At 57.5% G+C, this 14,346-nt stretch carries 13 protein-coding genes and 2 rRNA genes; 14 read left to right on the forward strand and 1 reads right to left on the reverse strand.

Going from position 1 to position 14,346, the window contains the following annotated elements:
* The 14 genes from Q0M74_RS08760 to Q0M74_RS08825 all read left to right on the forward strand — a co-directional run.
* Window positions 1-2,208 (forward strand): 23S ribosomal RNA (locus Q0M74_RS08760); the annotation flags it as partial.
* A 120-nt stretch (window positions 2,209-2,328) separates the two neighbouring features.
* Window positions 2,329-2,445: ribosomal RNA gene (gene rrf / locus Q0M74_RS08765) — 5S ribosomal RNA — on the forward strand.
* A gap of 129 nt (window positions 2,446-2,574) precedes the next feature.
* Window positions 2,575-3,825, forward strand: coding sequence for a hypothetical protein (locus tag Q0M74_RS08770; protein WP_293953494.1), 1,251 nt, complete (start codon window positions 2,575-2,577; stop codon window positions 3,823-3,825).
* Window positions 3,826-3,836: 11 nt separating this feature from the next.
* On the forward strand, window positions 3,837-4,832 hold the full coding sequence (locus Q0M74_RS08775; RefSeq protein ID WP_293953497.1) for an HAD-IIA family hydrolase: 996 nt from the start codon (window positions 3,837-3,839) through the stop codon (window positions 4,830-4,832).
* Window positions 4,826-4,987: a hypothetical protein gene (locus Q0M74_RS08780; RefSeq protein WP_293953499.1), complete on the forward strand. Its 162-nt coding sequence runs from the start codon at window positions 4,826-4,828 to the stop codon at window positions 4,985-4,987. The genes Q0M74_RS08775 and Q0M74_RS08780 overlap by 7 nt, the downstream gene beginning before the upstream one ends.
* Window positions 4,988-5,047: 60 nt before the next feature.
* The gene (locus tag Q0M74_RS08785; RefSeq protein ID WP_293953501.1) at window positions 5,048-5,872 is read left to right on the forward strand and encodes a TlyA family RNA methyltransferase; all 825 of its coding nucleotides are present in this window, start codon (window positions 5,048-5,050) and stop codon (window positions 5,870-5,872) included.
* A complete protein-coding gene (locus Q0M74_RS08790; protein ID WP_293953503.1) occupies window positions 5,869-6,822 on the forward strand; it encodes an NAD kinase in 954 nt (317 codons plus the stop codon). The genes Q0M74_RS08785 and Q0M74_RS08790 overlap by 4 nt, the downstream gene beginning before the upstream one ends.
* Window positions 6,823-7,101: 279 nt before the next feature.
* Window positions 7,102-8,883, forward strand: a complete 1,782-nt coding sequence (gene recN / locus Q0M74_RS08795; RefSeq protein WP_293953505.1) for a DNA repair protein RecN — start codon at window positions 7,102-7,104, stop codon at window positions 8,881-8,883.
* 119 nt (window positions 8,884-9,002) lie between these two features.
* Window positions 9,003-10,196 (forward strand): putative cytokinetic ring protein SteA, encoded by a 1,194-nt coding sequence (steA, locus tag Q0M74_RS08800; RefSeq protein WP_293953507.1) that lies wholly within the window; start codon window positions 9,003-9,005, stop codon window positions 10,194-10,196.
* 21 nt (window positions 10,197-10,217) lie between these two features.
* The gene (locus tag Q0M74_RS08805) at window positions 10,218-11,222 is read left to right on the forward strand and encodes a copper transporter (protein WP_293953509.1); all 1,005 of its coding nucleotides are present in this window, start codon (window positions 10,218-10,220) and stop codon (window positions 11,220-11,222) included.
* Window positions 11,223-11,397: 175 nt separating this feature from the next.
* Window positions 11,398-11,616, forward strand: coding sequence for a recombinase family protein (locus Q0M74_RS08810; protein ID WP_293953511.1), 219 nt, complete (start codon window positions 11,398-11,400; stop codon window positions 11,614-11,616).
* Complete coding sequence (locus Q0M74_RS08815; RefSeq protein ID WP_020948655.1) at window positions 11,535-11,708, forward strand: helix-turn-helix domain-containing protein; 174 nt, start codon at window positions 11,535-11,537, stop codon at window positions 11,706-11,708. The genes Q0M74_RS08810 and Q0M74_RS08815 overlap by 82 nt, the downstream gene beginning before the upstream one ends.
* Window positions 11,709-11,805: 97 nt before the next feature.
* Window positions 11,806-12,102, forward strand: coding sequence for a cupin domain-containing protein (locus Q0M74_RS08820; protein WP_003859509.1), 297 nt, complete (start codon window positions 11,806-11,808; stop codon window positions 12,100-12,102).
* Window positions 12,103-12,535: 433 nt separating this feature from the next.
* A complete protein-coding gene (locus Q0M74_RS08825; RefSeq protein ID WP_003859513.1) occupies window positions 12,536-13,258 on the forward strand; it encodes a VIT family protein in 723 nt (240 codons plus the stop codon).
* A gap of 240 nt (window positions 13,259-13,498) precedes the next feature.
* On the opposite strand, the gene Q0M74_RS08830 is transcribed toward Q0M74_RS08825, so the two are convergent.
* Window positions 13,499-14,104 (reverse strand): class I SAM-dependent methyltransferase, encoded by a 606-nt coding sequence (locus Q0M74_RS08830; protein WP_293953513.1) that lies wholly within the window; start codon window positions 14,102-14,104, stop codon window positions 13,499-13,501.
* Window positions 14,105-14,346: the final 242 nt, after the last annotated feature.

Raw genomic sequence — 14,346 nt, forward strand, 5'->3', positions numbered from 1 at the left:
GCCAATCAAACTCCGTGATAGCTGGTTCTCCCCGAAATGCATTTAGGTGCAGCGTTGTGTGTTTCTTACTGGAGGTAGAGCTACTGGATGGTTTAGCGGGACCAAAATCTTAGCGACATCAGCCAAACTCCGAATGCCGGTAAGTTAGAGCACAGCAGTGAGACTGCGGGGGATAAGCTTCGTAGTCGAGAGGGAAACAGCCCAGATCGCCGGCTAAGGCCCCTAAGGGTGTGCTAAGTGGAAAAGGAGGTGGGGTCGCGAAGACAGCCAGGAGGTTGGCTTAGAAGCAGCCATCCTTGAAAGAGTGCGTAATAGCTCACTGGTCGAGTGATCCCGCGCCGACAATGTAGTGGGGCTTAAGTACACCGCCGAAGCCGCGGCAATGACATCTTTTGGTGTTGTTGGGTAGGGGAGCGTCGTGCATGTGTTGAAGCAGCCTGGTGACGGTGTTGTGGAATGTGTGCGAGTGAGAATGCAGGCATGAGTAACGATTGATGAGTGAGAAACTCATCCGCCGGATGACTAAGGGTTCCTGGGTCAAGTTAATCTTCCCAGGGTGAGTCGGGGCCTAAGGCGAGGCCGACAGGCGTAGTCGATGGATAACGGGTTGATATTCCCGTACCCGAGTGTGTGCGCCCATGGTGAATCAGTGATACTAACCACCCATTAAGCAGTGGATGGCCTTCGGGTTGTTTGTTGTGGCGTGCGTGGGACCTGATCTGGTAGTAGCTAAGTGATGGGGTGACGCAGTGAGGTAGCTTGAGCCACTTATTGGATTGTGGTGTAAGCGTGTAGAACGTCAGGTTGGTAAATCCGCCTGGCATGTGTTCGAGGCGTGATGCAGAGCCCTTTTGGGGTGAATTCGGTGATCCTGTACTGTCGAGAAAAGCCTCTAGCGAGTACATATTCGGCCCGTACCTAAACCGACACAGGTAGTCAGGTAGAGAATACTAAGGCGTTCGGGTGAACTGTGGTTAAGGAACTCGGCAAAATGCCCCCGTAACTTCGGGAGAAGGGGGGCCATGACTGGTGATGCACTTTGCGTGTTGAGCTGGTTGTGGTCGCAGAGAATAGAGGGAAGCGACTGTTTATTAAAAACACAGGTCCGTGCGAAGACGTTTAAGTTGATGTATACGGACTGACGCCTGCCCGGTGCTGGAAGGTTAAGAGGACCGGTTAGTGACCTTTTAGGTTGCGAAGCTGAGAATTTAAGCCCCAGTAAACGGCGGTGGTAACTATAACCATCCTAAGGTAGCGAAATTCCTTGTCGGGTAAGTTCCGACCTGCACGAATGGCGTAACGACTTCCCTGCTGTCTCAACCACAGGCCCGGTGAAATTGCAGTACGAGTAAAGATGCTCGTTACGCGCGGCAGGACGAAAAGACCCCGGGACCTTCACTATAGCTTGGTATTGGTGTTTGATTCGGTTTGTGTAGGATAGGTGGGAGACTGTGATGCTATGACGCTAGTTGTGGTTGAGTCGTTGGTGAAATACCACTCTGATCGGATTGAATGTCTTAACCTTGGCCCATGATCTGGGTTGGGGACAGTGCCTGGTGGGTAGTTTAACTGGGGCGGTTGCCTCCTAAAATGTAACGGAGGCGCCCAAAGGTTTCCTCAGCTTGGTTGGTAATCAGGTGGTGAGTGTAAGTGCACAAGGGAGCTTGACTGTGAGAGTGACAGCTCGAGCAGGGACGAAAGTCGGGACTAGTGATCCGGCACCTACTTGTGGTTGTGGTGTCGCTCAACGGATAAAAGGTACCCCGGGGATAACAGGCTGATCTTCCCCAAGAGTCCATATCGACGGGATGGTTTGGCACCTCGATGTCGGCTCGTCGCATCCTGGGGCTGGAGTAGGTCCCAAGGGTTGGGCTGTTCGCCCATTAAAGCGGTACGCGAGCTGGGTTTAGAACGTCGTGAGACAGTTCGGTCTCTATCCGCCGCGCGCGTTGAAACTTGAAGAAAGCTATCCCTAGTACGAGAGGACCGGGATGGACGTACCTCTGGTGTGCCAGTTGTTCCGCCAGGAGCAGGGCTGGTTGGCTACGTACGGGAGGGATAACCGCTGAAAGCATCTAAGCGGGAAGCCTGTTTTGAGATGAGGTTTCTTTTGAGGTTCCCTGTAGATTACGGGGTTGATAGGCCAGATCTGGACGCACTGTAAGGTGTGGAGGTGACTGGTACTAATTTACCGACACAAACCCTAAAGTTGGTTTGGATAATAACGCAATGTAACATAACTGAACTAAAGATTGTTCGCGTCCACTATGCAGTGTCTAGCACAGCACACAAGCGTCTCTTTGTTGGGGTGTTTGCTTGTTTGTTTGTGTCGGTGGTGATAGTAGCAGGGGAACGCCCGGTCCCATTCCGAACCCGGAAGCTAAGCCTGTTTACGCTGATGGTACTGCACTCGGGAGGGTGTGGGAGAGTAGGTTACTGCCGACCTAAAACTTAAGAGAGATATAGAAAGAGTGTGGTTCAATGGTTGAGGAGTAAAAATTCCTCCCATTGGACCACACTCTTTTTCTCGTTTTATAATAGAATTTTTCAACCGTTCTCTACTGAAGGAACAACATGGCAGAAAACTACGATCGCAATCGCGACAACGATCGTTCCGGCGACAACGATCGCTCATCATCTAGAGGTGATCGTGGTGGCTACCGTAGCGATCGTAATAACGATCGTGGTGGTTACCGCGGCAGCTCCCCGAGTCGTAACAGTGACGATAGTCGCGGGGGGCAGAGTAGGGACGATCGTGGTGGCCGAAACTTCAGTGGCGGTGATCGTGGTGGTTACCGCGGAACCCGTGATGACCGTGGTTCTCAGGGTGGTCGTGGCGGAGAGCGCAGCTTCAACCGTGACGACCGCCGTGATGATCGTCGCGGTGGTGACTCCCGTCCGGGTTCTGGCCGTGATGATCGTGGTGGTTACCGCGGCGATCGTGATCGTCGTGATGATAATCGCGGTGGACAGGGTGGTCGTGGCGGATACGGCGGAGAACGCCGTTATGAAAAGCGCGATGACCGTAACGGACGTCCGGGCGGGCCTTCCCGAGGACATGCGAACCGTGCAGGTGCAGGACGCGAAGAAAAGCGCGATACACTTCACCCACAGCGTTCCGGTTTCCGCGAAGAGCGCATCAACACCCGTATCAACGAACCTGATCTGCCAGGAGATCTGGACATCAAGGATCTTGATCCATTGGTACTGCAAGACCTGAAGGTTCTATCCCGCGATAACGCCGAAGGCGTTGCCAAGCACATGATCATGGCTGCGACCTGGTTGGCTGATGACCCTAAGCTTGCACTTCGTCATGCACGCGCCGCCAAGGATCGTGCTGGTCGTATCTCCGTGGTTCGTGAAACCTGCGGTATCGCTGCGTACCACGCCGGCGAGTGGAAGGAAGCTCTTGCTGAGCTCCGCGCTGCCCGCCGTATGGCTGGTGGACCAGGTCTGCTCGCAGTGATGGCTGACTGTGAACGCGGATTGGGACGCCCAGAAAAGGCCATTGACCTGGCACGCACCGAAGACCTCACCGAACTGGATGAAGATTCGAAGATCGAACTGGCCATCGTTGTTGCCGGCGCCCGTCATGACCTGGGTCAGCATGACTCTGCTGTCATCGAACTACAACGTGTCAACCCAAGTCTGAAGTCCACCGGACTAACCGCTTCCCGCCTGTCTTATGCTTATGCAGACGCACTGGTACTTGCCGGCCGTTCCGATGAAGCACGTGAATGGTTCCAGCATTCCGCGGATATTGATGAAGACGGTTTCTTGGATGCCAAGGAGCGCCTCGAGCAGCTTGATGAGGGAACCAACTAGACTCATATGTCATGAGCATCATCACGGATTATGACAGCCTTCTTCTAGACTTGGATGGAACGGTCTATGAAGGGGGACAACCCATCGCCCACGCAGTGGATGCGATTACCAACGCCAACCTTCCGGTAATGTACGTGACCAATAATGCATCACGTGCACCGGAGGTTGTCGCAGCTCAACTCCGTGATATTGGTTTGGATTCCGCCACTGAGTCCGTGGTGTTGACCTCTGCTCAGGCGGCGATATCCATGGCTGCTAAAAAAATCCCAGCTGGCTCCAGCGTTTATATCGTGGGAACAGAGTCCTTCCGGGACCTGGCTCGTGCAGTGGGTTTCGTGGTGGTTGATTCTGCTGATGATAAGCCTGCGGCAGTCCTTCATGGGCATAATCCGGAAACCAGCTGGTACCAGCTGAGTGAAGCCGCCCTGGCCATTCAAGCTGGTGCTCTCTACTTTGCCTCAAATCTTGATACCACCTTGCCGATGGAACGTGGCCTCCACGTGGGTAATGGTTCGATGGTGGCAGCTGTTGTCAGTGCCACTGGTGTCACTCCGGAATCTGCTGGTAAGCCAGGACCTGCAATGTTTGACCAGGCGCAGTCCCAGTTGAATTCTAAGCGTCCACTTGTCGTGGGTGATCGCCTCAACACAGATATTGCCGGTGGTGTCGCAGCAGGAATGGACACCTTCCAGGTCTTGACCGGGGTCAGTGGACACTATGCCCTGCTCACCGCAATCCCCGAGCAACGCCCAACATTTGTTGCCGATTCTCTTGAGGGTTTCACCGCTGATGCCCAGGAGCTTCGTCCGGGGGCGCAGGGAGGTTTCACCGCCCACGTTGAGGGTGAAGAGGTCATCCTGGATGGGGGAGAAGCCTCTGCTACTCCTACCCAGGCGCTGCGAACTGCCCTCGAAGCAGCCTGGGCTGTGGAAGATGGTGGACTGGCAGTTGCCCGCGTGCGTACTGTGTCTGATCATGCCGCCAAGGCAGTGGAGTCCTGGTGGTAGGTCCAAAACCGCAGGATCCACGCGTTGCAGCACCCAGCCCTCAAGAGATTGAAGCCAGGGTCAACGAGGTTCTCTCCAGACCGGCTGAGACCTTGTCGGAAGAAGCTGTGCATCTTGAAGAGGCCTACCGGATTCTCAATGATGCATTGGCCTAGATAAATTTATTTTCTCCTCATATCCTCCACTGACTACAAGGAAAGAAGACTCCCACTGAGATGGTCGCTCGCAGAAGGCTGGACGCGGAACTGGTGCGTCGTAAGATTGCCCGTTCACGTGAAAACGCAGTAGAGATGATTCGTGAACGCCGAGTGTTTGTCGGTGGCATCCTGGCATTGAAGCCGGCAACAGTGGTGGAGCCGGAAGTCTCAATCCGGGTTGAGGAATCAGCGACAGAAGACTGGGCTTCACGGGGAGCCCATAAACTCATCGGCGCGCTTGAAGCCTTTGAAGCCCAGGGCCTCAACGTCAAGGAGCGTCGTGTGCTTGACGCAGGTGCCTCGACAGGCGGATTCACCGACGTGCTCTTGCGTCGTCAAGCATCCGAGGTGGTGGCTGTCGACGTCGGGTACGGGCAGCTGATCTGGCGTCTGCAAAATGACGACCGCGTGCGGGTCGTCGACCGCACCAATATCCGCTATATGACTCTGGAAGATACCGGTGGCCCCTGCGACATGATGGTGGGTGACCTTTCCTTCATCTCCCTCAAACTGACTCTTCCGGCGATCGTCGAGTGCATGACTGATGGTGCGGACCTGCTGCCTATGGTCAAACCACAGTTCGAGGTAGGCAAGGACCGTCTGGGCAGTGGTGGTGTGGTGCGCTCCCCGGAACTACGTGCAGAAGTCACCCGTGACGTTGCTGAATTTGCGCGGACACTGGGGCTGAGTCTCAAAGGTGTTGTTGCTTCGCCACTCCCGGGACCGTCAGGCAACGTAGAATATTTCCTATGGCTGGTCAAAGATGGCGGTTCCACAATGCCTGAACATGCGCAGTTGGTAGACATGATCAACAAGGCCGTGCAGGAGGGGCCACAGCAATGACTGATACACACGAACGTCTGGTACTCCTTGTCCCGCACACAGGTCGATCATCAAATATTGAATCCGCTGTCCTGGCGGCAGAACTCCTGGAAGACGCGGGAATCCAGGTGCGGGTCCTTCTCAACGAGGATGACGATCCGATTGGCACCCACCCTGTGCTGGGCAAATTTGAACACGTCACGCACTCATCTCAGGCTGCTGCAGGTGCTGAACTTGTTCTCGTCCTGGGTGGTGATGGCACCTTCCTGCGTGCCGCTGACATGGCGCACGCAGTTGACCTGCCCGTCCTAGGTATCAACCTGGGCCACGTCGGATTCCTGGCCGAATGGGAGTCTGATTCCCTCGAGGATGCAGTCAAACGCGTCATCGACCGAGACTATCGCATTGAAGACCGCATGACTCTGGATGTCATTGTCCGTGACAGTGACCACCAGGAGATCGGACGCGGCTGGGCACTCAACGAGGTCAGCGTGGAAAACCTCAACCGACGCGGCGTCCTGGACGCCACACTCGAGGTCGATTTCCGTCCCGTTGCTTCCTTCGGTTGTGATGGTGTACTGATTTCCACGCCGACAGGTTCCACCGCCTATGCCTTCTCCGCTGGTGGCCCGGTGCTCTGGCCGGAACTTGATGCCATCCTCGTGGTGCCCAACAACGCCCATGCACTGTTCACCAAGCCCCTCGTGGTGAGCCCGCAGTCCACTGTTGCTGTGGAATCAACCTCGGGAACATCACCGGCGATGGCTGTGATGGACGGTTTCCGTCCTCTTCCCATGCCCCCGGGATCGCGTGTGGAGATCGTCAGGGGGCAGCGTCCAGTGCGGTGGGTCCGTCTGGATTCCCTGCCCTTCACCGACAGACTTGTCAGCAAACTCCGCCTACCAGTTGTGGGATGGCGTGGACCCGATAAACTCACCGGCCTGCCTGAAGCCTCAGAGATCCAGGAATAGTTTTCTTCTCATCCCCAGCGTCGATCACTGCCTCTTCCCAAGGAGAATTCCTTGGGAAGAGGCAGTGATCTTTCTAGTGTTCCCACAGTGGTGGATCCGGGCTTTTAGTTACTCGCCATCAGTCGCCCCCTGGGTGTCAGTGTTTTCGAAACCTCTGGTACCCACGTATGGGTGTTCGAATTTAAAAATTCCCAGGTCAGTGGATCTATTCGAAAACCCATCACAAGATTAGCAACATTGTTCGGATGATTTCCCGGAAACTGATGTAGTGTTATGGGCATGCTCGCAGATATCGCCATTGAAAACCTCGGAGTGATTCCAGCAGCCTCCGCTGAGTTCAGTTCGGGTCTGACCGTGCTTACCGGTGAGACCGGTGCCGGAAAGACCATGGTAGTGACCGGTTTACGCCTGCTTTCCGGCGGCCGGGCAGACGCCTCGCGTGTGCGCACTGGATCATCGCAGGCCGTGGTGGAGGGGCGTTTTGTCACCGAGACGGTTCCCTGTGACATTGTCGAACGTGCAACCGGAATTGTTTCGAACGCCGGAGGGTCTGCAGATGAGAATGGAGAGTTCCTTGCTGTTCGATCCGTCAGTGCCAATGGGCGTTCCAAGGCACACCTGGGTGGGCGTGCGGTGCCTGCTGCGACACTGTCAGACTTCTCCGATGAACTGCTGACCATCCACGGCCAAAATGACCAGCTGCGGTTGTTGTCGCCGGAGCGTCAGCTGGACGCCCTGGACCGCTTCATCCCCACGCTGGGGGAGCTACGCAAGTCCTATGCCGAAAAATACGCCACCTGGAAAGAGCTGTCCCGCGATCTCAAACAGCGCATCACCTCACGCCGTGAACTGGCACAAGAAGTTGATCGTCTGCAGTTTGCCATCAATGAGATTGATGAGGTTAATCCGGAACCCGGCGAGGACACAGAGCTGGTCGCCCAGATCCGACGCCTACAGGATGTGGACACCCTCCGGGAGCAGGCGGCAACAGCCCTTGCTGCCATCGACGGGGCAGGATCTCTCAGTGACTCGATGGGTGGTGCCTCCGGTTTTGGTGATGAGCAGGAAGCCGCTTCCGATCAGCTCGGGCAGGCAGAATCAGCACTGAGTGGCAGTGAAGATCCCAAGCTCAAGGAAATTGCTGAGCTGTTGTCAGAAATCACCTCCCAGCTGGGGGAGGTCTCAGCAGAACTGGGGGGCTTCCTCACGGATCTTCCCGCAGATCCCCATGCATTAGATTCCATGCTCACCCGCCAACAGCAGTTGAAGTTGCTCACCCGTAAATATGCCGGGGATATTGACGGGGTCATCGAATGGCGCAGGAAGGCACAGATCCGCCTGGCCAGCATTGACATCTCCTCGGAAGCCGTTGACAAGCTCAAGGAGAAGGTCAAGAAGTCCGAGGCCACGATGATGCGGGCGGCTAAGAAACTATCCACGGAACGCATCAAGGCGGCTAAGAAACTCGGAACCACCGTCACGGAGGAAATCCAAGGATTGGCCATGCAGAAAGCGCGATTCGTCGTGGACATCAGGGTCACAGCCCCTGGGCCTTTCGGTATTGATGCCGTGGAATTCCAGCTGGCAGCCAATGCTCTGGCACAGGCGCGCCCCTTGGCCTCCTCAGCCTCCGGGGGTGAGCTCTCCCGTGTGATGCTGGCATTGGAGGTCATCCTCGCCGCAGGGACCACTGGCACCACCCTTGTCTTCGATGAGGTTGATGCCGGTGTCGGTGGACGTGCAGCCGTGGAGATCGGTCGCCGTCTGGCACGCCTGGCCAATGACAATCAGGTTATCGTGGTCACCCACCTCCCACAGGTTGCCGCCTACGCTGATACCCACCTGCACGTGGCCAAGGATGTCGGGGAAGGGGCTGTCACCTCCGGAGTGGAAACACTCAGCCACAAACGCCGCGTGGAAGAGCTGTCCCGCATGCTGGCCGGTCTGGATGACACGGACACCGGCCGTGCCCATGCCACGGAACTCCTGGAACGTGCTCAGCGTGAATGTGAAGACATCCGCATGGACAGCTCCGCGGCTGACCTGGTCGTCAGTGTCTGATAAACCTCTGAAAAATGCCTCGATATGAGTTGTGAATGTCAAAGCAGCTCGCAGTGTTTGAGAAGCTTCCCGGTTTTTTCAGGCGCGTCTCCACCAAAGGTTGAGACTTTTACTTCACAATGGGCAGCATGAGTTTGTTCAACCGCAAAAATGACCTACCAGGTCTGGTGGGAGCAACCCGCGCCTGCACTCCACAAGGCAAGGGAATGAAGCGTCTATCCCAAGGCGATCTGGCCATCATCGACTCGCCAGATCTCGACCGGGCATTCGCACAGCGATTGCTCGCAGCCCGTCCCGCCGCGGTATTGAATGTCGCGCAATTCACCACGGGATCCGTCCCCAACTTCGGCCCCCAGCTCCTGTTGGATGCCGGAATCAACCTGATTGAAAACTTCGGATCTGAACTTCCTTCCGCCATCAAAGAGGGCAAGAAGGGCCGCATCACCGATGACGGCCAGCTCTACTACGGTGAGAGGTTGATCGCCTCGGGCACCCCTGTGCCCCAAGTGGTGGCTGAGCAAGCCTTCACTGATGCACAGCAGTCCCTGGTGGACCATATGGAAGCCTATTTCGGCAACACCATCCAGTTCATCCACTCAGAGGCACCCCTGCTCATCGATGGCATCGGGATTCCCAACTCAGGAACAAACCTGGATGGTCGCAAGGTCCTGATCGCCAGCCCTGGCAATAATCACCGTTCCCAACTCAAGGAACTGCGAAACTTCATCCGGGAATATGATCCGGTACTCATCGGTGTAGATGGAGCAGCGGACACCCTGGTTGAACTCGGCTATAAGCCTGCCCTGATCGTGGGTAACCCCACCGGGATCGGTGCTGATGCACTGCGCAGTGGTGCCCATGTCATCCTGCCTGCCGAGCCTGATGGCCATGCTGAGGGACTGGAGCGCATTCAGGACCTGGGTATCGGCGCGATGACCTTCCCAACCGCAGTGAATTCCGCCACTGATCTCGCCCTGCTGCTTGCGGAGTACCACAATGCACAGATGATCGTGAATGTCGGTGCACCACTGGATCTGGATGCCGTGTTCGCCGGTGCGTCCACCGCAGAACCGGCTTCTCTGCTCACTCGTGCCAAGGTGGGTACCAAGCTGGTGGATGCTGATGTCATCTCCAATCTCTACACCGTGCGATCATCTGGAAGCCTGGCCTGGCTTTGGGCGCTGCTGGGGATCCTGGTGGCGGTTGCCGTCATCATTGCCATTGCGGGTACCGCCGGTGATGGTTCCTTCACCGACAACCTCATCGACACCTGGAACAGCTTCGCGCTGACGGTCCAGGGTTGGTTCAACTAGGAAGGCTGAGGGGAATTCACCATGGCTAAAACACGTGGTAAAACCGGTTTGATCATCGGTGGCATTGCCTTCGGCGTGGCAGCGGGTACCGCTTTTGGCACCTATGTTCTGGCACCTAACCTGCCTGAGAACTCGGATCCTCATGCACCACGTTCCTCTGAGGTCGTTGCTGCCGAGGAGCAAGCTGCTGTCAACGAGGTCCAGGCCAATCAGGCAGACAGCATCATTGACCACATGGTGGAAGATATCGTCGCAGGTCAGCTGCAGGATCGTCCTGTGCTGATCATGCACACCACTGACGCAGAACAGTCTGATATTGATGATGTGGCCTGGCTGCTGCGCATTGCCGGTGCCACTGACGCCGGACGTATCCAGCTGGAGGATCAGTTCTTCACCCAGGACAGCGCTGATCAGCTGAAGTCGATCGTGGCTAACACCCTGCCCGCTGGTGCACAGCTTTCTGAGACGAAGCTGGATCCTGGAACGCATGCGGGTGAGGCACTGGGCTCCGGGCTTCTGCTCAACCCGGATAATGGCGAGCCACTGGCATCTACATCAGAACGCGCCTTGTTGCTCAATGCCTTGCGGGATACCGGCTTCATCACCTATGACGACGGCACCATCCTTCCCGGCCAGGTGGTTGTGCTGATCACCGGTGATTCGGATGGCTCCGGAGATGCCGGCTACCCGGCTGAATCACAGTCACTGTTTGCCCGCGCCCTGGATAGTCGCGGCTCCGGAGTGGTGGTCGCCGGACGCATCCACACGGCAGCTGATACCGGTGTGATCGGGCGCCTGCGCGCCAACCCTGATGCCCTGGAGAATGTCTCCACCAGTGATTCCGTTGATCGCACCTGGGGCAAGATGGCCACCGTGCTCTCTGTGCGTGATGAACTGGCCAACCGGGCCGGCGCCTATGGCTCAGCAGCGTCTGCTGAGGCGGCATCACCGAAGCTGGATGGGGTGACCCCACCGCGTGGGGACACCCCGGTGGCAGAACAACCCGGCGAACAGCCAGGGGAGTGACCACCAGTAGGTCAAGCACTTTTTAAGCACACCGCGGATCTTCGCGGTGTGCTTTTCTCATGTGCAGACCCCTTTCATGTCCCTCGTACCAATAGTTGTTCCTGGCCTGTCATTGTGATGGTCGAAGGTCGACCTGCAGAAGATCATTGACCAAATCACCGCCAAGGGTGCGAGCGTGCACTTCATCAAGGAAAACCTGATCTTCTCGGCGGAATCCAATGCTTCGCGGGCCCAGCTCATGCTGAGCATTCTCGGCTCCTTCGCTGAGTTCGAACACTCCATCATCCGGGAGCGCCAAGCCGAGGGGATCGCCTGGCGAAAAAGGCCGGCAAGTACAAGGGCCGCAAACGCGCCCTCACCCCGGACGACGTCGAGAAAGCCCGGAAACGGGTAGAAGCTGGTGAGTCCAAGGTGTCGATCGCCCAAGACCTCAGAATTGGCAGAGCCACCCTCTACCGAGCGCTATCCAATAACGATAAGGACTAATTCTCATCGCTCATGACCTGTGCCGGTAAGGTGGGGGCATGGCAGGTCGGGGACTAGATTCCCTCCAGTGAGTGACGTGTGGCGAAGGAGTTTTACGATGGAATCCGCAGGACGACCCCGGGTGACGCCGTTGGAAGAAGGAGCGCTGTTTGAAACTAAACGGATGGAAGCGGCGTCGGGAATTTCCTGGCCCAGACACAGAGCATCAACCGAATCGGTGCTCGTCGTCACCGAGGGGCGATGCATCGTTCAGTTCTCTGCCGAAGACCGTGGTGTGAGCGCGGGAGACAGCCTCGTCATTCCCGCTGATATCTGGCACGAGATCGTGGCAGACCCAGAGTTTAAGGCTGTCCACATCATGCCGAAGGAGATCCGGTTCACCTTCTCCACGTGATCTCCAGGAGTAATTCACCCTCCTCGGCTCCCTTCGTGGAGTTCGAGCGTTATCGGATCCATGAGTGCCAGGCCGAGGGTATCGACCTGGTTAAGGCGGCCAACCGCTAACAACGTCAGGGGCACGAAGTTCGATAACGAGCAACCCCAGGTGATCATGGAAAAGATCGCGGCCCACGTACCCAAGGGCCAGGTCGCCCGCGAGGACAAAGTCAACCGGCCCCCCTCTACCGCATGCTTGAGCATGAGTAGGTGCCTCTTCTCGCATCTCGAGGCCGGAGTCCACGTTCCAGGAGATCTCCCGGAGAGTAACGGGACGTGTCAACGAAGAGATTAGCCCCGAAAGACGGCGAGGGTTGGCTCCGCTTCGTTGTGGGAAAACTAGGCCCTTAATAAGCTGTGCTTATAGGGTCTCCTGCGCCGATAAAGGACTGATGATCATCTCCACTAACACCGCTCACCCCCTGCACGAACCGCACGTACCCAGCCACCACAATCGTATGAATACTCTGCGTGCCGGTGTGCTGGGTGCTAATGACGGTATCGTCTCCATTGCTGCGCTACTGCTCGGTGTGATCGCCACCGGCGCCAGTGACACCGTCGTGTTCGGCGCTGGTTTGGCCTCAACGATCGCGGGGGCGGTATCTATGGCTCTCGGTGAGTACGTCTCTGTCTCCTCACAGCGTGATACCGAACGGGTGCTCATCGCAAAAGAAGCGAAGGAGCTGGCCGAAGACCCGACGGCCGAGCACGTCGAGCTGTCGGAGATCCTACACTCCTACGGCATCTCCCCTGCGACAGCGAACCAGGCGGCCACCGAGATCGGGCAGGGCGACGCCTTGGGCGCCCACCTTCAGCTCGAGCTCGGTATTGATAATGAGCAACTGACCAGCCCCTTGGCCGCCGCCTTCTCCTCGGCCGTGGCTTTCCTGCTCGGAGCACTGCTGCCGATGGTGTCGGTATTCATCGCCCCTGCAGGCTGGGACGCCGGCGTGGTCTTCGTAGTCACGCTGCTGGTCCTGGCGGTGACCGGGTTCATCTCAGCCCAGATCTCGGGTACCTCCCCAATGCGCGCGTGCGGGCGCCTGGTGATCGGTGGTGCCCTCGGCCTGGCCCTGACCTACGGTGTCGGTGTTTTGTTCGGGGCCGCAGTCTGAGGTGCCTCGGGACAGAAAAGGGGGAATGCGGGTTTTGTGGTGGCTGGGCGTTTTCGTCGACGCCTGGACGAAGTGATCGGCGCCGACCTCCTTGCAGACCATCCGGGGCCTGGATGGACCGCTGCCCCAGCCGGTCGCCAGTTATGGTCCGGCTGACTACTCGTTTCTCCTCCGGCAGGTAACCACACTGGTGCTATGAGATGTCTTCTGAGAAGACGACTACCGAGTAGGCCACCACTGTCAGGCGAGATTCTGCTTGTTGGCCTCGGCGGTGAGATAGGCATGGGGGAACCGAGGATCCCAGTGACTACTGGTGACCTGGAAACCAGCGTCCTCCAGTGCCCGGGCAAGGTCGGGAAGCGGCCACTGGTAGGCGGTGGCCACCGGATGGTGCAGCGGTTCGAGACGGAATCCGGAGAAGAAGGACATGAGGAGGATACCGTCGTCCTTGGCCACTGCGCGCAGTGCAGCCAGTGCCGCCGGCAACTCATCAGGTCCCAGGTGAATGAGTGAGTACCACGCCAGGAGGCCCGCCCAGCGCTTCGGCGAGTCTGAGAGGTCGGTAATAGTGCCGTGGTGAAAGGTCACTGAGGGATGTGTCTGGCGAGCGAGCTCCACGAGCCGTGTCGCCGGTTCCAGTCCCTCGATCTGGTGTCCGAGGCTCGCGAGGTGACCGGTCCACCGCCCGGTACCAGAGCCCACATCGAGGATCACCCCGTCGACGCCGGTCGCCCAGGGCTCGATGAGCACGCGGTCGGGGTCCTCGGCCGAGATTACCGTTCCGAGCAGTGCCTCCGCATCAAAGGTCGGTGAGCTGTAGGCCTTGCTAACGTCATCTGTTGCCATGAGGAACACCCTAGGCGTTCCAAGCCTTCCGGTACACGGCGTGCGGTTGTCGGCAGTCGCGCGGCTAGTGCCCGCGAGTCTGGATTCTAACGGCCTGTAGGACGACACAGCATCGGGGAAAGCGAGCCATCGTTGATGGCACGGCGTCTCGGGCGGTGCTGTTGCAAAGTTGGGGCAGTAGGAAGAGCGACGTGAAATAATCAGAGCCATGGGTATCTTCTCCGGTCGTCATTTCCCCCGTG

This window comes from uncultured Corynebacterium sp. (assembly GCF_945649885.1).
Classification (GTDB): Bacteria; Actinomycetota; Actinomycetes; order Mycobacteriales; family Mycobacteriaceae; genus Corynebacterium.

Bases quoted from the DNA above. Each gene is read 5' to 3' on its own strand.
- Q0M74_RS08820 (WP_003859509.1), top strand. From the start codon at position 11,806: ATGGAATCCGCAGGACGACCCCGGGTGACGCCGTTGGAAGAAGGAGCG.
- Q0M74_RS08785 (WP_293953501.1), top strand. From the start codon at position 5,048: ATGGTCGCTCGCAGAAGGCTGGACGCGGAACTGGTGCGTCGTAAGATT.
- Q0M74_RS08770 (WP_293953494.1), top strand. From the start codon at position 2,575: ATGGCAGAAAACTACGATCGCAATCGCGACAACGATCGTTCCGGCGAC.
- steA (WP_293953507.1), top strand. From the start codon at position 9,003: ATGGGCAGCATGAGTTTGTTCAACCGCAAAAATGACCTACCAGGTCTG.
- Q0M74_RS08830 (WP_293953513.1), bottom strand. From the start codon at position 14,104: ATGGCAACAGATGACGTTAGCAAGGCCTACAGCTCACCGACCTTTGAT.
- recN (WP_293953505.1), top strand. From the start codon at position 7,102: ATGCTCGCAGATATCGCCATTGAAAACCTCGGAGTGATTCCAGCAGCC.
- Q0M74_RS08805 (WP_293953509.1), top strand. From the start codon at position 10,218: ATGGCTAAAACACGTGGTAAAACCGGTTTGATCATCGGTGGCATTGCC.
- Q0M74_RS08775 (WP_293953497.1), top strand. From the start codon at position 3,837: ATGAGCATCATCACGGATTATGACAGCCTTCTTCTAGACTTGGATGGA.
- Q0M74_RS08825 (WP_003859513.1), top strand. From the start codon at position 12,536: ATGATCATCTCCACTAACACCGCTCACCCCCTGCACGAACCGCACGTA.
- Q0M74_RS08790 (WP_293953503.1), top strand. From the start codon at position 5,869: ATGACTGATACACACGAACGTCTGGTACTCCTTGTCCCGCACACAGGT.